Source organism: Thalassolituus alkanivorans (assembly GCF_020447205.1).
Classification (GTDB): Bacteria; Pseudomonadota; Gammaproteobacteria; order Pseudomonadales; family Oceanobacteraceae; genus Venatoribacter; species Venatoribacter alkanivorans.
In genome coordinates, this window is record NZ_JAJAEL010000039.1 from 444,984 (window position 1) to 466,889 (window position 21,906).

At 46.8% G+C, this 21,906-nt stretch carries 8 protein-coding genes; 4 read left to right on the forward strand and 4 right to left on the reverse strand.

The genetic code is table 11. The annotated features are described in order from the left end of the window. Positions 1 to 37: 37 nt before the first annotated feature. Together LGT44_RS17445 and LGT44_RS17450 are read left to right on the forward strand one after the other, a co-directional pair. Positions 38 to 15,484: a hemagglutinin repeat-containing protein gene (locus LGT44_RS17445; protein ID WP_328296359.1), complete on the forward strand. Its 15,447-nt coding sequence runs from the start codon at positions 38 to 40 to the stop codon at positions 15,482 to 15,484. Beyond that, positions 15,466 to 15,816: a hypothetical protein gene (locus tag LGT44_RS17450; RefSeq protein ID WP_230330309.1), complete on the forward strand. Its 351-nt coding sequence runs from the start codon at positions 15,466 to 15,468 to the stop codon at positions 15,814 to 15,816. Before LGT44_RS17445 ends, LGT44_RS17450 begins: the two co-directional genes overlap by 19 nt. A 590-nt stretch (positions 15,817 to 16,406) precedes the next feature. Here the strand turns inward: LGT44_RS17450 and LGT44_RS17455 are convergent. Beyond that, on the reverse strand, positions 16,407 to 17,402 hold the full coding sequence (locus tag LGT44_RS17455; protein ID WP_230333656.1) for a transposase: 996 nt from the start codon (positions 17,400 to 17,402) through the stop codon (positions 16,407 to 16,409). 244 nt (positions 17,403 to 17,646) lie between these two features. Here LGT44_RS17455 and LGT44_RS17460 point away from each other — a divergent pair, with 244 nt between their 5' ends. Then, the gene (locus tag LGT44_RS17460) at positions 17,647 to 18,069 is read left to right on the forward strand and encodes a hypothetical protein (protein ID WP_230332358.1); all 423 of its coding nucleotides are present in this window, start codon (positions 17,647 to 17,649) and stop codon (positions 18,067 to 18,069) included. Between the two features lie 514 nt (positions 18,070 to 18,583). On the opposite strand, the gene LGT44_RS17465 is transcribed toward LGT44_RS17460, so the two are convergent. Beyond that, positions 18,584 to 19,216 carry a LysE/ArgO family amino acid transporter gene (locus LGT44_RS17465; protein WP_230333658.1) on the reverse strand — a complete coding sequence of 211 codons (633 nt, stop codon included), beginning with the start codon at positions 19,214 to 19,216 and terminating at the stop codon, positions 18,584 to 18,586. Between the two features lie 464 nt (positions 19,217 to 19,680). Beyond that, positions 19,681 to 20,313 (reverse strand): LysE/ArgO family amino acid transporter, encoded by a 633-nt coding sequence (locus tag LGT44_RS17470; RefSeq protein WP_230333659.1) that lies wholly within the window; start codon positions 20,311 to 20,313, stop codon positions 19,681 to 19,683. Between the two features lie 101 nt (positions 20,314 to 20,414). Here LGT44_RS17470 and LGT44_RS17475 point away from each other — a divergent pair, with 101 nt between their 5' ends. Next, on the forward strand, positions 20,415 to 21,302 hold the full coding sequence (locus tag LGT44_RS17475) for a LysR family transcriptional regulator ArgP (RefSeq protein WP_328296358.1): 888 nt from the start codon (positions 20,415 to 20,417) through the stop codon (positions 21,300 to 21,302). 113 nt (positions 21,303 to 21,415) lie between these two features. Here the strand turns inward: LGT44_RS17475 and LGT44_RS17480 are convergent, their stop codons facing one another. Continuing rightward, positions 21,416 to 21,856: a CZB domain-containing protein gene (locus LGT44_RS17480; RefSeq protein ID WP_230332480.1), complete on the reverse strand. Its 441-nt coding sequence runs from the start codon at positions 21,854 to 21,856 to the stop codon at positions 21,416 to 21,418. Between the last annotated feature and the right edge of the window lie 50 nt (positions 21,857 to 21,906).

Genomic DNA, 21,906 nt, shown 5'->3' on the forward strand with positions numbered 1-21,906 from the left:
TGCTAACCCAGCACTCGGTGGGCGCAGTGCTTCGGTTATTCTGAATGAAGTAACCGGGGCATCCGATTCGGATCTGAATGGTCTGATGGAGGTGTTTGGTGATAAAGCGAATATTATTATTGCTAATCCTAACGGCATTACCTGTGACGGCTGTGGTTTTATTAATACTGATCGCGCTTCTATGATTACTGGCCGGTCCTTCTACAGCGACGATCAGCTTAACTTTGATATTCGGGATGGCTCTGTTCGCATTGAAGGTGAAGGTCTGAGTTACCGTTATAAACCAAAAGCGCTTGATCTTTTAGGGCGTTACATTGGTATTCATGGTGAAGTCGATGTGCCTGATTCATTGAATATTATTGCCGGAACCTATGATCTTAATTATGACGCTCTGATCTCAGATGATAATTCTTCAACTGCAGTCACGGTTAAAAGTCCGGAAGGAACTCCTGACCGGGCACTGGCAATTGACGCGAGTGTTTTTGGCGCAATGCAGGCCGGTAAAATCAATATTATGGGGACAGAGAAAGGCTTGGGGGTAAAGGCTGATGGTTATCTGTTTTCTCATGCAGATGATTTGTTTATTTCTTCTGCTGGTGGGCTGACGGTATCAGATGCTGATGCTTTCAAAAAGTTGACGCTTGTCGCTGAAGATGAACTGAATATTACAGATGATTTGATTGCCAATCTCTCAGTATCTGTTTCCGGTAATGTTGTTTCTACAGGAGATACTACATCCATTATTACTCAGGATCTGACAATTAATGCTGACTCTGAGATTGATTTAAATGGTGAGACCAAATCGCTGAACTTATTGTTGAGTTCAAATAACCTGAGATCCAGTGCCAACTTATTGGTTCTCAATGATGCAGATATACAGACTGTAGATAATGCTCTGTTTCAGGATGGTGACATCAGGATAAATACGGCGTCTCTGGTCGGTGGAAAGTTCGGATTTCTTGATAGTGTATTATCCGTCAATATTTTAAATGCCAATACGCATCAATGGGGTATAAATAATAGCCGGTTTGAAGTGTCTGATCTGACATTAGCGACAGACGAGAGTTATATCGATAACGCATTTATACTTGTTAATCAGCTGGATGTTAACGCTGGAAGTATGGTCGTAACAGGCTCAAGAATGAGTGGGCTTGATATGCGCTTTCAGGGATCCAGTCTTGGCCTGACAGATTCTTCCTGGTTATTTAATAATATTGACGCCAAAACGGAAGCGCTGGATCTTAAGCAAGCATTGCTGATGTCTTATCGTACTGATCTGAATACGGCTGTGCTGATCTCGGAAAACTCATCCTATTATAGTGAAGTATTACAATTTAGAGCTGGTGCTGATTTTACCAGTCAGGGTGATACCTTTCAGATACTGTCTTTTAGTGGCGAGATCGGAGAGTCTGATGCCGGAACCCTGGATATTAATGCTGGTAATGCTGACTTCTCTGATACAAATATCCGCACAGAACGTTTTAACCTTACGGGCAACAATTTGGCCCTGTCAGCAGGGGAGATGCTGGCCTCAGATATTTTCGTTACATCCTCTTCGTTTGTGGCAAAAGAATCGGCCCGGATTGTCGCGACAAATGAGTTAGCCGTTGTTTCAGATACTATTGTTGCCAATGCACAAATGTATGGCGGTAATCTGAGTGTCGAAGCTGCCGATGCAGCATTATCCGGGCGGTATGAGGCTGCTGATAATATGTCGATAACCTCTGGTCAGCTGGCGACAAAAAATTCTGTTATCTCGGCCAGAAACTTAGCAGTGAGCGGTCAGGATTTGGCTCTTGATGCAACACAAATCAATGCTCAGGATGTTGTTTTATCTGCAGATGATGATGCTTCTTTCTCTGGAAGTGTCAGTGCTGAAGACTTAAAAATCAGTGCTCAGAATATTGACATTACAGGCCAGATGCAGCTTGAAAATAGCGCACAGCTGACCGCCACTAATGCTTTGTCGGCAAATTCCATACTAATTACAGCTGATGATTTTGCTGCTACAGCCAGCCAGTTAAGTATAAATCAGGCAGATATTCAGACTGGTGCAATCCAGTTGCATGCAAATAAAGATGCAAAGCTTTCCGGCTCCATTGTTGCAAATGAATTAACTCTGACTGCTGATAATGCTGAGGTTAGTGGTGATTACGCATTGTCAGACACTATGGTGGTAACAGCAGGCAATCGCCTGAAGTCTGATCGTATAGTGGCACAAGCTATAGACTTGATGCTTACTGGTAACAATCTGGAAATTAATAATAATCAATTAACAGCCAGTCATATATCTCTTGAAGCACAACAGGATATTGAGTTATCCGGATCGGTGAAAGGCAAGGTTTTACTTGTTAATGGACGAAATGCAGATATCTCTGGTCATTACAATCTGGCCGATAACCTGTCGGTAACTGCCGAAAATCAACTGACGATTAATGACAGTGATATTACAGCAAAAAATTTCAGTTTGTCTGGTAATGATCTTAAAGCATCTGAAGTAACTGTTTTTGCTGAAAATGCAAAATTGGAGGCAATGAATGATGCTTCTCTTTCGGCTTCCGTTACCGGGAACAGTCTGAGCATCAATGCACAAAATGTTAACTTAAGCGGACAGTACCAGTTGGCCGGTAATGTACAGATCAGTGCTGAGAATCGTTTGACAACAGATGATGCTGAAATTAATACGGCAGATTTGGCATTGTCAGCTACTGACCTGACTTTTTCGCAGACGGATATCCGTGCAGTAAACAGTCAGTTAACAGCAAAAAAAGATCTGACTTTTTCCGGCAGTGTGGTTGGTACCTCCTTGAGTGTACAAGCGAGTAACAATGCCAGCCTTACCGGGAACTATGCTTTATCAGATGTATTATCCGTTGCAGCAGGCAATGAGCTGAAAGTGAATGGTATTGTAGCTGAAGCTGTTAATCTGATGCTGGCGGGAGATAGAGTCAGTGCCGATAGTGCTGTGCTGGAGTCTGATCAGACAGTTTTGACTGCAACGAATGATTTGATATTGTCGGGCTCCATTGTCGGTAATGATTTAATAATCAATGCTGCCAATGCAGATATTTCCGGTCAGTATGGTCTGAGTAATAGCCTGTCTGTTGCAACGACAAATCAGTTAATGGCCGATAATATGATTGCTGTAACCGATCAGCTGAAACTTGATGGGCAGATTCTTGTATTAACCAATGCTGATATAACTGCAGATTCTTTATACTTGACCAGTCGTCAGGATACGCAGCTGTCAGGGGTGGTTAAAGGAAATAATTTAATTGTTCGTGCAGCCAATGCAGATCTGTCAGGTCAATATCAGCTGTCTGATCAACTGTCTGTGATCGCCAGTGATAAACTTACTGGTCAAGATGTGAGTGCTTCTGCCAAAAATATTAGTCTTGGCAGTCAGAATATAATCCTTACCAGTGCCGGCTTGGCAGCAGATAATATCCATCTGGTAGCTGATGAAGATATAAAAATTTCAGGATCAGCTAGCGGTAATAGCCTGACGATTGCCGCGCAAAATACCGATTTAAGTGGGCAGTATCAGTTTTCTGATAATATCACTGCCCGGGCAGAAAATCAGCTGAGTACCGATAATGCTGATATAACCACTGCCAGTTTAATATTAACTGCTGCAGATCTTGTGCTGACTGAAACCAATATTGTTGCGGACAGTACTGAATTGGTGGCAGACAGGGATCTGAGTTTGTCAGGTACGATGAAAGGTAACTCGCTGACTGCTCGGTCAGGTAGTGATGCACAACTATCAGGTGAATACGTTCTGTCAGACACGCTATCAGTTACAACTGATCGGGACCTTATTATTGATGGGGTTGTCGCGCAAGCCGTTAATCTTATGCTGAACGGCGATAACCTACAGGCCCATAATGTAATGCTTGGCGCAGATCAGGCTAAGTTGATGGCGAATCAGAATCTCACAATTTCTGGTTCGTTAACCGGTAATTCTTTAGATTTAACTGCGAGCAATGTTAATGTGGCGGGTGATTATAAACTTGCCGATAACCTCAATATTGTTGTTGCAGATAAGCTGACTGCAACTGATGCTGATTTTACAACAAGTGATCTTAACTTGGCTGGCAATAATATAAGTGCAGTAAATATCGATATAAATGCAGAAGCAACCTCTCTGATAGCTAAACAGAATCTTAATCTTTCAGGCAGTGTCAGCGGTAACGATTTAATTGTCCAGGCGGGTTTTGCTGAAATAGATGGCTCCTATTCTCTGGCAGATCAACTGTCAGTGATAGCTCAAAGTGACATAACTTCCACGACTGTCAGCATTAATGCCAACAACCTGAACCTCAAAGCTGATAATATTACGCTTGATAATCTCGAAGTTTCTGCTGGTAGCAGCTACTTAAATGCAGATAAAAATATTAGTCTGACTGGAACTGGTTCTGCCCCCGTTATCAGTGGCGACCATTTATCGGTAAATGCTGGTACTGATATTACTTTAACGGGTAGCTACCTGTTGGCAGATGATATGTCGGTAACCGCAGGTCATGATCTGGATGTCGACAATATTGCCGCTAGTTCTGTAAACATCTTGCTGCAAGGCAATAGTATCAGTGCTCATGGTGTGACTCTGGAAGTAAATGAGGCACAACTGAATTCAAATAATGAACTGAGTTTAGATGGCGATATTAGCGGTAATAACCTGACTGTCACCGCTGACCAGGCTGAAATAAGTGGTAGTTTTGATCTGTCAAGCACGTTGTCCGTAATAACCGATAACGAATTATTCATCGATGATGCCCACCTTTCTGCCAGTGCGCTTGCTCTGAAGGCAGACGACTTGGTCATGAATAATGTAAGTTTAACGACTGACACAGCCAGTCTGGTTGCTGATAACGATATTGAGCTGAAGACAATAACTGCCAATACGACAACAGCTAGTTTGGATGATGATTACCAGTGGTCAGATCAGTTTTCGGTATTGGCAGGTAATAACCTTGTTATCAATAATATGGTTTCAGCAGCAATCAATCAGATGTTGAATGCTGGTAACAATGCACAATTACATAGTGTTGAATTATTAGCAGATACCGCAACGATAATCACAGCTCAACAACTTGATCTCAAGGGGCGGGTTGATGCGACCAGTCTTAATCTGACCGCGGCCGATGCCTCTGTTAGCGGTACTTATAAGCTGGCGGATAGTCTGGCGATAACGACCAGTAATGATCTGGGGCTAAACAATACAGATATCAATTCAGACAAGCTGAGCGTGGCAGGGAATAACGTTAATGTTTCCGCAAGCCGTGTGAATGCAGACGAAATTCAGTTGACCGCTGCTCAGCAGCTGAATCTGGTCGCTGCTATCGCCGGGGAATCCCTCACCGTAACTGCAGATACTGCTTCGCTGCAGGGGCAGTTTGACTTATCTGATACGTTGTCGCTGACTACAGATACTCATGCGGTACTGAATAACAGTGATGTTGCGGCAAAAAATCTTGAGTTCAGAGTCGGTGATGGCGAAGCACTGCTTAAAAATAGCAGCATCATAACTACAAGTACCGACTTAATTGCAGATGATGTTAATGTTAAAAATAGTATTCTGAATGGCGCTTCTGTTGAAATCAGCAGTAATAACCTGATTTTAGATGCTGACAGTGAGCTTGGTGCAGACAATGTTGATATTAATGTTGCAGGCAGGGTAGAAAATTCAGGAAACATTCTGGCGGCTGATGAGCTAAGCGTAATCGGTAGCAATATTAGCAATAACGGTAGTGTGGCTTCTTTTGCCAATGCAGTAATTAAGGCCGCAAATGTCTTTGAAAATAATGGTGTCCTTACCGCTGATAGTCTTGTTCTGAGTGGCAGTGATGTAATTAATAATAATCAGTTGGGGGCTGAGTATTTAGACCTAACTTATCAGAATCTGGCTAATAATTCCGGAGCTGATCTGGTATCAGGCAATACGGTCTATACCGCAAAGTCTGATACTGCGCTATTTAATAATCATGGAACACAGACGATCACCGGAACCGTCAGCTGGCAGTCAGAGGGTGGATCTGCTGGAACATATATCAATGCCGGCACGCTGCAAGGTAGCCATGATGTTAATTTTTCTGGTCTTGATTCCGTTGAAAATCATAAGTTGGGAGTGATTTTGTCTAATGGCGCGGTTCAGATCGGAAATGAAAAATTTATCCAACAAGGGCGCATCGACGCTAGTACGCTGAATATTGTTCGTGATCGACAGGAATTCTTTAATCAGGGAGATGTTTTTGCTGACACTCTCAATATCGACTCCTCTGCAGGCTTGGTGAATGGTGGAAATATTGTAACTGAAATAGCGACGATTGACCTGAGCAAAAACAACCCTGCAACCTATAATCGTTTTATCAGTCATGAAGGTAGCATGCTCAGTGCCCACGATCTGAGTATCTCTGGTGCAGATATTGATAATGCCGGACAGTGGGTTGCGACAAATATCAGTGTTACAGGAAGCAATGGTGTAACTATAAAGCCCGACTTTCTTAATCGCAAAACTGGCGTGATAACTCAGCGGTACAGTGAAAGTGAGTCGGGATCAGTTCTTGATTTTGGATCGGCAATATTTTCTGGTTTTGATCGTTTTTTCAATATGGGGTCTATTGAGTCAGATGAGTTGATTCTGGTCAAAAATATTCGTGAGTTTTCTAATAATGAAGCTGACCTGGCAACCCATCAGGCAAATAATACTTTAAACGAGGCTGCGGGAATCAGAAGTGCTGGTGGGCTCATAATTGAAAATGCCGGTTCAGTTACGAACAGCGGTCTGCTGATTGCTTCATCCTTATCAATGAGTGGTGGTCCGCTTAATAATCAGGGCATTATTGGTGCTGGAGAGGCAAAAATTTCGCTCGCGGATAACCTGCTGACAAATAATGGAACTATTTATCAGTCTGGGCTTGTATTAAACGATGCTCAGAGAAACAGGATTTTAAATAATCCAGATGCGGTATCCAATCAGACAACGGCAGGTGTGTTCGACCTTAATTCAGGCAGTTTTGTAAATGGTGATAATGCATCCGTTGAAATAACTAATGGCAGTATTGCATTAACAAAAGGACATCTTGAAAACCGTGGACTGATTCGTGAACTCAATGATGGCAATATAGAAACGGCTCTGCATCTTAACGGCATTGGCCTTCTGGAAAACTATGGTGATATATCATTGACCAGTGCGCTGGTTCTGAAGGATGCTGGTGCGCTCAGAAATTATGGATCTGACAGTTATATTCAAGCCGGATCAATTACAGGAGCCCCGGCTGCTGTTCTGGAGGATATCCATAATGATGGTATCTTGTTGGTACGGGATCAGATTGATTTACAATCCAAAACTATCTCTAATAACATCGGGGCGAGTATCTTCGCTAATAACATCAGTCTGACCAGTCAGGATCTGATCTCTAATGTTGGTTTTATGCAAAGTGAAGCCGATCTTTCATTAAAAGCGAACCGGTTACACAATGGTGGTGAATTAATCGGTAAGGGTACAACCTCTGTCACAGTCAATCGTCTTGAAAATGAGCACCTGATTTATGGCAATACCCTGAATGTTGGCAGTGCTTCACAGCATATCAACGAAGTCAGTGTCTCTTCTGCCATCCGGACGCAAGCGCTTGCAGAAAATCAGCCCACCGGACTTGTTGCTGCTGAAACACTGAATCTTTATATCAACGGAATTATGGGCGGAGTTTATCAGGCCTCGAATATCTTTATTGATGGTAACGATCTGTCTGTTTCAGGCGCGCTAATTGGTGATAATCAGATTGATATCAACGCAAATACATTAACGGTTCAGCAGCAAGGCAATATCGATATCGGCAATGGCGCAGGCCTGAGTCGGTGGAATATTACCGGAGCCCTGAATAATCATGGTGATATAGATTTTACCTCCGACCTCAACATCACCTCTGCTTCATTCCAGAATACTGGTAACGTTCGTGGAGAAGCAGACTTCGAGATCGATACTGGCCGCTTTGAAAACCGTTCAACGGGAGTTATCTCGACCAAGAATTCTGCTTCGGGTAACGGCAGCAGCATCCGTATATCCGGACTAGCCGATGGATTCTCCGCTGCAGATAAAGCGTCTGACTGGATTAATAATGGTCAGATACATTCTGATGATGGATTGGATATTGCGGCTGAGAACATCATTGTTAATGGCAACGTTAAGGCATCGGGTGACAGCCAGTGGCACTTTAATCAACTGCTGAATAATGACCGGATTACTATAGATGGCATCTGGTCCCTGGGTACGGCAGAGAACCGTTCCGGAAGTATTATTAATAATGACCGGATGTACGCAGAGGCGATTGATGCTTATCTTTCCGGGGATGTCAATAATATGGTGGGTTCAAAGATTGTCGCTTATAACGATGATGTTACGCTAGATACTCTTGGGAATATATATAATAAAACTGGTTCGTATATAAATGCTAAAAACTCGTTTCACCTGACTTCTGTTGGCAATATTAATAATAACGGTTCAATTGAATCCCTTGGTGCAGGTGTATGGAATACCTTGTCGGCGATCAATGTTAATAATGGCTACGCTGATTCGGATAAGCAGGGTGTTGGGCTTATTAATACAGCTGGTTCACTCCTTTTGCTGAATGGTAATCTTAATAATCAGGGATATAGGCGTAGTGATTCGACTATTTACCATGAGCAGGTTTCGAATTATGATTTTTCATATTGGAGAAAAAAGGAATGTACTAAGAAAGTTGCTGGTAGCTGTGTTTCAAAGGCGACGCGTTATTATTATAAACATTCGGTCGATTATTTATCCGGTTATGTGTTTAATGATTATGCTCGCAGTCAGGTGCTGAGTGGAGGTGAGATAAAACTTAATAATGGTGATCTGAATAATATGGTGGGAGATGTTTCTGCTGCCGGAAATATTAAGATACAAGGAGCACTTAATAATGGTAGTGAAAAGACTTCATATATACTGAATGAAGTTAGTTGGCAGGATAAGAATGTTAACAATGAGCAGCATAAAGAAACATACGGGTTGTCACTAGAGTCCAGGTATAATTCCTCGAATGGTAAGGTTTCAACTGCTGCAAAAGAATTGATTGAATCAAAGATCAGTGTGGTTGGGGGGAAATATTATTGGGATACCATGTGGAGTGATGATCTTACATCAAATAATAAAGAAGGCTCATCTAAAGCTCCAGGCTCCTTTGAATCGGTGAATGAATTTTCTCTTGGTCAAATAACATCAGGTGGAAACATTTCATATCAAGCTGATAAATCATTTAATAATATTGGAGTTGTTAATGCCAAGAGTATCACTTCGGAAAGTCAGGAGGATTTTTCAGAAGGAATTTATTCGAGTGTTTCTGAAAGTAATTCAGAAGTTGATGCGGAAGTGGCAGGTGCTTTTAGTAAAGGAAGCTTTTCTAATGGTGCCGACAGCGTTGTGGTGGATGTTGCCAACAGTGAACCAACCCCAACGATCTCCCTGCTTTCATTTATTATTCCAGGCCTGTCATTCGATGCCCTCAATGCCGCCTCTGTAGCAGGTGATAAAACGGCCGAAGAATTAGCAGCACAAGCTGCACTTCAGCAACAACTGAGTGCTATTAGTGCCGGGGGATCAGGGTGGAAATTATCCGGCAACTATTGGCAGGACAAAGGCCAGTACACTCCAGAGGTTGAAAAACATACCCGTGTAGGTAACAACCCTCCGCGCCTCAATAATTGGCAGGGGGCTGATGTTTCAATTGAAGGCCTCCAGTATCAGTCTTTAACTCCAGTACTGGGGGATGGCACTCCGCAATGGCAAAATAAAACAACCAGTCTGGCTGAAATACAGAACGTCACTACCGGATCAGTTAACCTGCCTGACACAACGGACTGGATTAACAGCATCAATGCCCCCGACCTGAGTGCAACACGTGCTGAGCTTAACCAGGCACGGAGTAGTCTGAATAAAGGTCAGGACCGCAGCATGAATAACGGCCGCGCCAGCCTGTTTGATCTTGATCCTGATATCCTCAGCAGAATTATTGCCGACACCGAGTATGAGCTGCAGCCTGACTACATTTTTAAACGGCTTACAGATACTCAGCTGCCCGATACAGAGCCGGTATTCTTACTGGACCCGTATCAGGAAGCTCAGGCTATTACCCAGGCTGCACTGGCACAAACCGGTACCGCCTACTTCTCGCCCGACTGGTCCAGCTCGGCAGAGCAACGTCAGGCGCTGTATGACAACACCGTCAGTTATCTTGAGCAGCACCAGAGCAATGGCAACCTTCAGGTAGGGCAGGCACTCACCCGTGATCAGATTGCCCAGCTCGAAGCACCGATGATCTGGTATGTCAGCATGAACATTGGTGGAACTCAGCAGTTGGTTCCTACCGTTTATCTGCCTGAGGCTACGCTTGAGCAAATTACTACCCCGGCAGCGGGCAGTATTGTGGCTGATAGCATGGATATCAGCGTGGGTGACTTTACAAATACTGGCAATATTAATGTTAAAAACAGCGCGAATATCTATGCCGAAAGCTTTAAAAACCAGCGCAATGTTATGCGCTTTGGCGATGGCACCAACTACAACACCATTGCCGGTAACGGGGGGAATATCTCAGCGGGTAGCCTGAGCGTTGTTGCCAGTAATGACATAAACAACAATGGAGGTAGCCTGACCACTTCTGGCGATATGAATCTGCAGGCCGGTGGTGATATTAACTTCAATGCCCTGCAACTGGATCGCCGCAGTCAACGTGGTAAAAACATTGATGAACATACCGAATTCCTCACCAGCCAGATCCGTAGTGGCGGTAATGCCAGCTTCCGTGCCGGTGGCGACTTTAACTCCGAGGCCGCCAAATTTGACATCGGCGGCGATGCTCTGGTCGATGCAGAAAATATTAATCTGCAGGGTGTAACTGAGCGCGATTATCAGCAGCGCTACAGTGAGAAGAAAGGCACCTTCAGCTCGTCAAAAACCACCACGCAACAGGAAACCCTGACCTTTCAGGGAACTGAACTTGGCGCAGGCGGCAATCTGTTACTGAATGCCCGTAATGATATGACTCTGGTCGGAGCTGATGTCAGTGCCGGTGGTAATGCCACACTGAATGCCGAAAATAACATCCTGATTACCGCTGGTATTAATCAGGACAGCTACAGCAAAGAGAAAAGTGGCAGTGGTGTTGCGACCACCAGTGCGCAACAAAAAGGCCATGTAAAACAAGAAGCTGTTGGCAGTACCATCCGGGCAGGTGGTGGTGCCGGACAGGGATGTGCCAATGCCGAGAGTGCAGGATGCACAGGATCGGCCAATTTACAGATCAACAGTAACGGTGGTGATGTTGCGATACTGGCGTCTTCAGTGGCGGCAGAGAATAACATCACCCTCGGTGACACCAACCTGCTGCGCGACGAAAACGGCGCACCGGTACTGGATGATAACGGTCAGTTTATCAGCGCCGATGGCAGCAGCATCGGTAATCTCACCGTGGGTACCGTGGAATTAAAAGACGAAGAATGGAACGTTAAACAATCCGGCCTCAAAGGCCCGCTGAAAAACCTCGCCTCCGCCGCTATGTTTGTTGCCGGCAGCATGGGCGTTACCTCTCAACTCGAAGCCCTGGGTGTTGATACCACCCTCACCGTTGGCCACAGCGAAGAACAGCGGGTTGAAACCACCCATAATGCCACCTCAAGCGTGGATGCTGGCGGCAACCTGATTGTGCGGGTGGATGATCACCTGCAGGTTGACGGCAGCCAGATCAATGCCGCAGGTAATGGCTATATTGAGACCGGCAGCACCACTATTACTGCCGTGATGGACACCACCACCACCACCGAAAGCAGCAGCGAGCAAACGGTTGCTTCTACCAAGCCTGCAGTGGGCAAGCAGGAAGTAACGGTTGCTGGTGTAACCGCTACCGACCATACCGAAACCACCACCACTACCCAGGAAACCGCCGTTACCGCGGGCCTTAATGTGGGTGGCAATCTGATTATGAACAGCGAAGGCGATATTAATCTCCTCGGTTCTGATCTCAGTGCAGGTGGCGATGCCAGCCTCACTGCGCAAAATATTAACGTCGAAGGCGTAACCGAAAACAGCAGCACTACTCATACCGAAAAAACCGAAGTCAGCACCACTTCGCTGGGCGTTAAAAACGCCTACGTCGATGCCGTTTACGCCGCCGATGCCGTCGCTCAGGCCGGAGCCGATGTTGAAGCTGCCAAAAATGCTCTCGCCGATGCAGAGCGCCGTATTAAAGATGGCAGTCTGGCGGCCAGTGCCCTGGATGACTACAAAGCGAACCTTGCTGCCGCCACCACTCAGCTGGCACAGGCTACGCTGAACTTTGCCGCAGCGGGCGCTACGGCCGCAGGATCGACCGGCACCGGCGGCTTCTACGCCAGCGCCAGTGCCCAGACCACCACCACCGAAAAAGAAAGCACCAGCACCAGTCAGACTTATGTTGGCTCCAATATTAATGTGGGTGGCAATGCTTCCTTTAATGCCACCGACGCCCTCAACATTATTGGCTCATCGGTTAATGTGCAGGATCAGCTGGCACTTAACGGCAACAGCGTCACCATTACCGCCGGAACGGAAGAAAGCACCAGCAGCTCCAGCGAGCAGACATACAGCGCCGGCATGAGCTTCAGCAACAGTGGTGGTAATGATTCTTTCAGTGCCAACGCCAGCGCTAACAGCAGTGAGTCTGACAGCTACTCCAAAACCCACGTTAACAGCAGCATCAATGCCGGCAGCTTAACCAGCACCAGTGACCAGCTCACCATTGCCGGTGCGAATATCGAAATTCAGAACGATATTGACATCACCACCGGCCAGCTCACCATTGCCAGTCTGCAGGACGAAAGCCGTTCCAGCAGTCATAGCGAAGGCTATAACGTTAGCGGCAGCGTGGGTGGCAGTCTGCCTATCGACCCAAGCAACGTCGGCGGTAACCAGAACGACAGCAGCAGCGACAGCAAGTGGGTAAACAACCAGACCACCCTTATCGGCGGAGCATCCGGTAACGGCAAAGTCACCATCAACGCCGACACCACCGAAATCACCGGTGCCACCGTTGCCAGTGCCACACGTAATGAAGACGGCACCCTAACCGACAACGGCAACCTGGCGCTCATCACCGACGAGCTGACCATCAACAACCTCTACGATCACAACACCAGCGAAAGCCGTGGCGTAAATCTGAGTGTAGGAACCGGCTGGTCGGGTGATAAGCCCGAGACCGACGACAACGAAGGCTATGCAAGTGGCAGTACCACCGTCGGCTTAACGAACAACGGCCACAACACTGAACAAACCACCTACGCCACCCTCGGCGGCGGCACCGTGCAGAAAAAAGACGGTACGGCGCACGATATTGCTGATGTAAATAATGACCTGAGCAACACCCAGGAAATCACCCTCGACCAGCAGACCGGCGGGCTGGATGCCACGGTGACGGTGGATCATCGGTTATTTAGTGATGGTGGGCAGAATGCAATAGCGAAAGACGTTGTCGATAGTGTTGAGCACGGTAAAGAAATCGTTCAGGCCGCTAAAGACGTTGCCAATACCGATCAAAGTGCCCTGGATTTCTTCAGTAACGTCAACAACTACGCAACCGAACGAAAAGTGCTGGCAGCGGCGGCAGCCGATGAAAAACAACAAAATAAACTGCGCGGTGACGAAGGTGCAGAAGGCAGTGAAGAAGGTCTGCAAAAGCTGAGTGATGCACTGACCGATGCCCAGGGGCTGGAAAACGGCGCAGACATCTCGCTTTACGATGGCTCGCAACTGCAGGACAACACCCTCGCCATCGACAGCACCGCCGTCAACAAAACCGAAGTTGAAGGTGCGTACCACGAAAATGGTGATGGTATTTACGTCAATATCGACAACACCGATATGACCAATAGTACCGACACCGTATCAACGCTGGTGCATGAACAGACCCGTCATCGTTTGGCACAAGAAGGTCAGACCGGCAGCCTTAGCCGGGATGATCAAACCACACTGGCCACCAATCATGGTGACCGTGCCGGAGAGGTCTGGGATGCCTACAGCGGTCTTGCCGGAATCAGTACGCAGGGAAATGGTACACAACAGCAATGGAATGCAGCTAACCAAAACAGCAGTAATGTACAACAAGGCACACAGAACATTGCTGCCATTAACAATAATGAACTCAAAGCCCGTCAGCTGAACCGGAATGAAGCCAGCCTGCTGGATCAGGCACGGGCCAATATCAACAACAAAGCCAACCTGAGTGCAGAACAAAAGGCGCAGGAAATTGCTGATCTTGAGGCGTTGGCCTGTGTCGCAGTGGAGTGTGCTGCAGGGGTGTCTGAACATGACCCTTTGTATGAAAAAGTAAGAGGGTTGCAGGACAGGGGTCAGGAACTGAAAGCACAGGGCGAAGATATAAAAAGCACCCTGAATGTTTTTGGTGTAAACACCCAGGCAGCGGACGACGACTTTGCCTATGGCCTGAAAGATAAGATCGATGACAAGATTACCAGCCATGAAAATATCGTAGCCGGAACTCAGCAGTCCGTAGCAACCGCTGGTGGCATGATAGAAGCGGCAGGCGGAGCCCTTATTGCTACGGGGGGTTGTGCTGCAACAGTCGGTTTGGGTTGTGGTGTTGCTATCTTAGGTGGCGGAGCGCTGGCCTCGCATGGCACAACGCAGGCCATTGACAGCTACAACGAACTGATCGCCGATCATCAATACCAGAGCGGCAGCAATGTACTGAACTCGTTCAGTGCAGATACCCACCCCGGAGAGGTTAGCCCAACCACCGATGCCGGGATTGATTTAGCTATTGGTACGGTAGAAGCTGCCGGCGGTGCCCTCATCGGTAAGATGGGGATGATGCTGAAAGAAGGCAGTGAGGTTGCTGGTAATGCTGCAACACAGGCGAGAAGGGAAGAAGGTAGCTCATTTAGTGGAAATAATGGATCGTATGATGCGGAGGGGGATTTTGGTTATCTTAATCAAGAAACACCGAGAGTTTATGTTGATGCTCAGCCTAGCAAAATAGAATTGTCAAATGGGATTGTAATTGATGCAAATCCAGAGAAGACTACAACGGTGTTGGGTAAATATGATTATCAGGGTTCAGGTACTGAAGAAGCTTTAGAGATAACAAATTATCCAAAAACCTATGATATAGGTGAAAAGGAAGGTGGCTTCAATCTATTAAATATCCCTGATCAACCTGCTAATGTAACATACGCTGAAGGACGCTTTTGGGAAGAATACAATCAACCATTGCTTGATGAAGCTATTAATAGAGGGGATGATTTCGCTTTAACTACTATTCCTACTGCTTCATCAAAGGGTGACTTTGTTAATGAGTTTGGTCCTGTTGGCATGTATGGTAAGGAGCTAGAATACCTCGTTGAAAAACAAGTAAAACCTGTTAACTTGAGTGATACAGACTGGAATATGGTGAACGAATGGTTTCAGAACAAGTGAAATATAGGACGAGTGTGGATGTGGATGTGGATCTTCATAATGGAGGTGTCTTCTTTGTTAAATATTTTTTTTTTGAAGCAGTGGTCGCGAAAGATGAAGTTAAAATATATAAGTGCTTTGTTGAGTCGACATCTAATCCTGATGTGGTGGAAAGAGTAGAAGGTAATCGTGGTGTCATGATTAAAACTGATAAAAAAAGCGTGTTCAATGTCGATCTTGTGTCATCGTATAATTCAAAATATGCTGTTCGTTCGTGTATTTTATTTGATGATGAAAATATGATTGTTTTTAAATTTGATGACAATTCATCTAGATTGTTTTGGAAGGTGTAATGGTTCAGGTCTGATTTAACACTTCGAATTGTTGTCCCGTCTAATAAGGCTAATAGGACACCCACTGAGCTTCCCCCGCTTTAACGGACACCAAAGTCAAACTGACGAGGTGTCCAATGCCAAAATATACTCAGCCAGGAAAGACTTGGCAGTATTCAAAATACTAAATAGGACACCCACTGTAGTGGCACTGAGCGTAGGCAAGTACATAATCAAGGTACTGCTGTTGAAGTTTCTAAGGATATACATAAAGACAGCCGAACCTTTAGGGGTAGAAATACATCTGAACAAACTAAAAATGATGCTGATGATTTAGCTACTGCTGCTTGTAAAGATTGCGATACTTTCCGAACTAAGAGTATAAATAGGACACCAGTACCAGTATAGTATAAATAGGACACCCACTGTAGTGGCAAATGGTTGAGTGAGAAATTTGTCCAGCGACGGCATACGATTTTTTCAGAACCTGGAAGACATTGACCAGACAGTTAAAAATACTTGCGTTTTGGCGAAGGGTGCCGGATTCCGGGCTCGCCTAATCCCGGTTGTTACCGGCTGGCTTTGAAGTGGCGTTGGTATTCTGGATTTTTCTAGCCGAAGGCCCTTCGGCAACGGCTCAGTCCGGAAGGTCGTTGGTAGTCTAGCTTTTCACAGGCTGTTCTTAAGCTCGTTTCATGGCCAGCAAAGGTCGTAAAGCATTCCTCAAATTGCTGCGTCATAGTTAGCCATTGATCACTGTTGATGCCAAGGCGATCCAGAATGGTCGTGGCGCTATCAGGAATAGCTCCGCGTTTATCACTGCGGATAATCCGGCCGGTTGCATCCACCAGTTCCAGGTAGTCTGTCAGTCGCATGGCGATCCCTTTTGGCATGTTTTGTCTTGGATTGCCGGCAAAGGGCAGAAGTTGTTTGGGTTGTTGGTACAGATGGTTTGGGCAGGATGCTATTTTTGCTTTTTCAGCGCGCTGTTTTACAGAGGTATGGTCGGATTTTTCGGGTGTTTTCGCCATACTTGCCCGCACCGGGTTTAAATCTACATACGCCATGCAGGCTGCTAGTGCCGCCTCATCGAGCAAGGCCTGTGATTTAAAGCGGCCCTCCCAGAAGCGACCTGTACAGTCGTCTTCCAGATTTGCTTCGCGGGCAATGGTTTCGTTCAGTATGCGCATAAACCAGCTGATATCCATTAACCGTGAACGCCAGAGTTCGATTTTCTCTTTAAGAACACGGGTTTCTGCTTGTGGTAACACTTCGCCGCGCACAAAGCGTTGCGACAGTAAATTACCTTTAAATAATTGATGCCAGCGCTCAACAACTTCAATATCAGACCAGAGGTTGCAGCGATCAGAATCAACGTGAAGAACCACATGATAGTGGTTGCTCATAATAGCGTAGGCCGCGATATCAATTGCAAAAATCTGTGGCAGATCGAGGAGTTTATTCTCCAGCCAGCTGCGACGATGTTCGTAGGAATTGCCGGTAATATTATCTGTGCCACACAAAAATGCCCGGCGGACGCAGCGTGATATGCAGTGATAATAGGGTGTCGCTTTAAGTGAGATCTGTTGTTCTCTGGGCTTTGGCATGATGGTTTCCTGCATGGCTCGAATGATTAGCCTAGATCTTGGTTTTGTATTGCGCTATCGGAAGAAGGTGTTAATGTGGGTGTCCACATAGGTCTCTAGAGATCGAGCAGCAGAAATAGAGCGGTTTATGGTGGAAAGAAAGCCTGGACCAAAGAATAAAGAGCCTTGGGCAGGGAAACGTGACCCATCACATGAAAATTATGACCCTAACTATGTTCCTCCGCATATGCGTAAGGATAAATAAATGAGTTTGATTCAGTTTAGTGCTCAATATGGTGGCGGAAATTCAAGGAATGTGATTGGTCCGTATCATATGCGCTTGAATGAAATATTCTATAACGATGAAAGAAAAAACAGATATTTTTATACCTTGGAGTATCTGTCGATTATTTTTCGTGTAAGTGGGAGCATCCGAAACTTTAAGTCAGAGGGGCCGGAGCGGTTAAAGAAAGTAAAGAATAAGGCGATTCTTACAATCGATTTCTCTATACCCCAGGAAAAATGGGATGGTGTTGATAGTAATGATTTTAAGGCTTATGTCGCAGATGGTATAAGAGGGGGTATGAATATGCTCATTGAAGCATGTGAACGTATGGGGGAGATTCAAGATAAAGAAAGAATACTTCACGATTTTAATGATGGTATTGATGAGTTTTTGAGAAACTAAATAGAACACCAGAAACCAGAACTAATAGGACATCCATCTTAGGAACTAATTGGAGGAAACTACTAAATAGGACACCCACTATAGTGGCAAATGGTTGAATGAGAAATTTTTCCAGCGTCGACATACGATTTTTTCCAGAATCTGGAAAACATTGACCAGACAGTTAAAAATACTGGAGTTTTGGCGGAGGGTGCCGGATTCCGGGCTCGCCTAATCCCGGTTGTTACCGGCTGGCTTTGAAGTGGCGTTGGTATTCTGGATTTTTCTAGCCGAAGGCCCTTCGGCAACGGCTCAGTCCGGAAGGTCGTTGGTAGTCTAGCTTTTCACAGGCTGTTCTTAAGCTCGTTTCATGGCCAGCAAAGGTCGTAAAGCATTCCTCAAATTGCTGCATCATAGTTAGCCATTGATCACTGTTGATGCCAAGGCGATCCAGAATGGTCGTGGCGCTATCAGGAATAGCTCCGCGTTTATCGTCGCGGCAAGAGCTGATGATTAGGCGGAGTATTTACAGTCCTTATCCAAACTGATGGCTCACCAGTGAGCCTGCAACCAGCAACATCACAACACCAATCACGCTGTCGAATATCCGCCACTGTTGCGGCGAGCTCAGATGAGTCCGCAGTTTTTTTGCTCCCAGCACCAGCGTAGAAAACCACAGGAAGGAGGCGAAGGATGCGCCGAGTGCAAACAGCAGGGGTAATTCCTGACGTGCGCCTACGCTGCCGATTAGTACGACGGTATCCAGATAGACATGCGGATTAATCAGCGAAATAAGCATCGCCTGACCGGCGCTGCGCCAGGCACTTTCTGTACTTGCCGCTCCGGCGGCGACTAAGGCTCCGCCCTGATTTCCCCATGCCCGGATAAAGGCCTGCAGGGCCAGCCACAGCAAAAGGCCGACGGCAAACCAGGTAAATAACGGAATTAATTCCGGAATCAGATCCTGCACGTAGTGCATAAAAAAAACACCGGTAAAAATCAGTAACGTATCCAGGCTGATACAGACGGCTGCGACTGCGCGCGGGTTTTCATTGCGCAGGCATTTATTCAGTACCCAGGCATTCTGCGCACCGATGGCAACAATTAAGCCCATGGTCACGGCAAAACCGGTCAGTAGCGGTGCGAAATAGAGAGACAGGTGTTCCACGATGGTGTCCGGTTGGGTGTTTATGGTACTAATAGGACACCCATCTTAGGAGCTAATTGGAGGAAACGGCTGCACCGCTGGCGGCCGATTAAAATAATGAGCTTACTAAAGTTCATTGGTTGACTAAGCTGGGAGGGTTTGCGTGTTTTTGATGAATGTCGGAAACGAAAAAACTCAGGTTATACCTGATTTATGCGCGTGGTTGCGCTTTCTTATTAACCAAGCGCTGCTTTGCACCGGTTTAGTCCAGACGGTCGTTGATAATCCAGCTTTTCACAGGCATAGCGCAGCTGATGTTCATTGCCTGCGAAGGTGCTGAAGCACTGTTCGAACTGTCGCGTCATCGTCAGCCACTGATCTTCGTTAATTCCCGGTTGCTCCAGCTTTTTTGTGCTTTCGGATGGAATATAGCCACGTTTATCGTCGCGGCAAGAGCTGATGATTAGGCGGAGTATTTACAGTCCTTATCCAAACTGATGGCTGACCAGTGAGCCTGCAACCAGCAACATCACAACACCAATCACGCTGTCGAATATCCGCCATTGTTGCGGCGAGCTCAGGTGAGTCCGTAGTTTTTTTGCACCCAGCACCAGTGTCGAAAACCACAGGAAAGACGCAAAGGATGCGCCGAGTGCAAACAGCAGTGGTAATTCCTGACGTGCGCCTACGCTGCCGATTAATACGACGGTATCCAGATAGACATGTGGATTAATCAGCGAAATAAGCATCGCCTGACCGGCGCTGCGCCAGGCACTTTCTGTGCTGGCTGCTCCGGCGGCGACTAAGGCTCCACCCTGATTTCCCCATGCCCGGATAAACGCCTGCAGGGCCAGCCACAGCAAAAGGCCGACGGCAAACCAAGTAAATAATGGTACCAGTGCCGGTACCAGATCCTGCACATAGTGCATAAAAAACACGCCGGTAAAAATCAGTAACGTATCCAGACTGATACAGACGGCTGCGACCGCGCGCGGGTTTTCATTGCGCAGGCATTTATTCAGTACCCAGGCATTCTGCGCACCGATGGCAACAATTAAGCCCATGGTCACGGCAAAACCGGTCAGTAGCGGTGCGAAATAGAGAGACAGGTGTTCCACGATGGTGTCCGGTTGGGTGTTTATAAAGTGATGGCGCGCACAATAGGCTTTTGCTTATTATCAGTCCAAGTAATAAATCTTATGAGATATAAGGTGTTCTTATGATGGATTATCGTGCTCTGGAGGCTCTGGTGGCCGTACTTGAATGCCGTGGTTTTGAGCGCGCAGCACAGCGGTTGAACGTCAGTCAGTCGGCGGTGAGCCAGCGTATCCGCCAGCTGGAATTTCGTCTGGGGCAGCCGGTATTGTTGCGCACCTCGCCACCAAGGCTGACCGATCTTGGCCAGCGCCTGACCAATCATCTGCAGCAGGTGCAGCAGCTGGAGCAGGGACTGTTGCTGCCGCAGGAAAGCGCAGAATCGGTAAAAATCCGACTTGCGGTGAATGCCGATACGCTGGATACCTGGCTGGCACCAGCATTATTGCGCTGCGATGATTATGTGCAGATGGATTTTGATTTTGTTGTTGAGGATCAGGATGTCGGTCTTAAACGTATGCGTAACGGCGAGGTGATGGCCTGCATTTGTGCCACGGCGGCCCCGGTGAATGGCGGCCTGAGTCAACCCCTGGGGGTGATGCGTTATCGTGCACTGGCGAGTCCTGAGTTTATCCGCCGCCATCAGCTGAAGCGCAGCCAGAAAGCGATTGCACAGCTGCCCTGTCTGATTTTCAGCGGTGACGACCGTTTGCAGCATCGTTTCTTACAAAGCGTTTCGCCCGAACATGCCGAACCACAGCGCACGCATCAATGTCCATCATCCGGTGGTTTTGTGCGCATGGCTCTGGCGGGGATCGGTTACGGTATGATTCCGCAGGTACAGGTGGCGGAGCATATTAAGTCGGGCGAATTACGCGATGTGGTGCCGGGCTATCATCTGGATGTGCCTTTGTACTGGCATTACTGGCAGACCGAAAGTTCGCTGTTAAAAAATCTGCGCACGGCGGTGGTAGCGGAGGCGAAAAAGGTTTTGCTGCCGCTTAAACATTAAGGTTAAGCCAGCTCAACTCCCGGCTTCGGTTAAAATTAAGCGTGATATTTCATATTGTGTGCGGGTAACAACAGCTTCTGGCGCAATGGAGAATCTTTGTCACCCGCGCTGATTTATGCCAGCTCCGGCATTTGCTCGATGGTTTTCTGCAGTTCATCAATTGCGGCGAGCAATTCTTTTGAGGTGGCGCTCAGTTGATCCATGACTGGGCGTGCCTTATCGATGCAGCGCTGGCGATGGCGGGCATCACTGCCAAAGAGCCAGCTGAACGTACCCGACTTTTTCTCCAGCATAATGTCGAAAATTTCCCGGTAAAGCTGATGCAGCCGTTCATGCAGCGGATCAATCTGTTGATAGCCCGGAATGTGTTTCAGCGCCTGCATCTGCCCGAAGTACCATTGCCCGAACTGGCAATCAGTGTGATTCATGGGGGCTTTCTCGCTGATATTATCGAGATGGTTGGGCGCAGACAGAATTGATTGTGCATGAGCCTGCCAGCGGAGGTGGCCGGTACGCGCCTGGCGCAGTTGCTGGAGCGTTTCATTTTTGTTCATTGTGTTCTCCTGATCGGCGGATCGTCTTACCGCTATTGTCGACTGTCTTC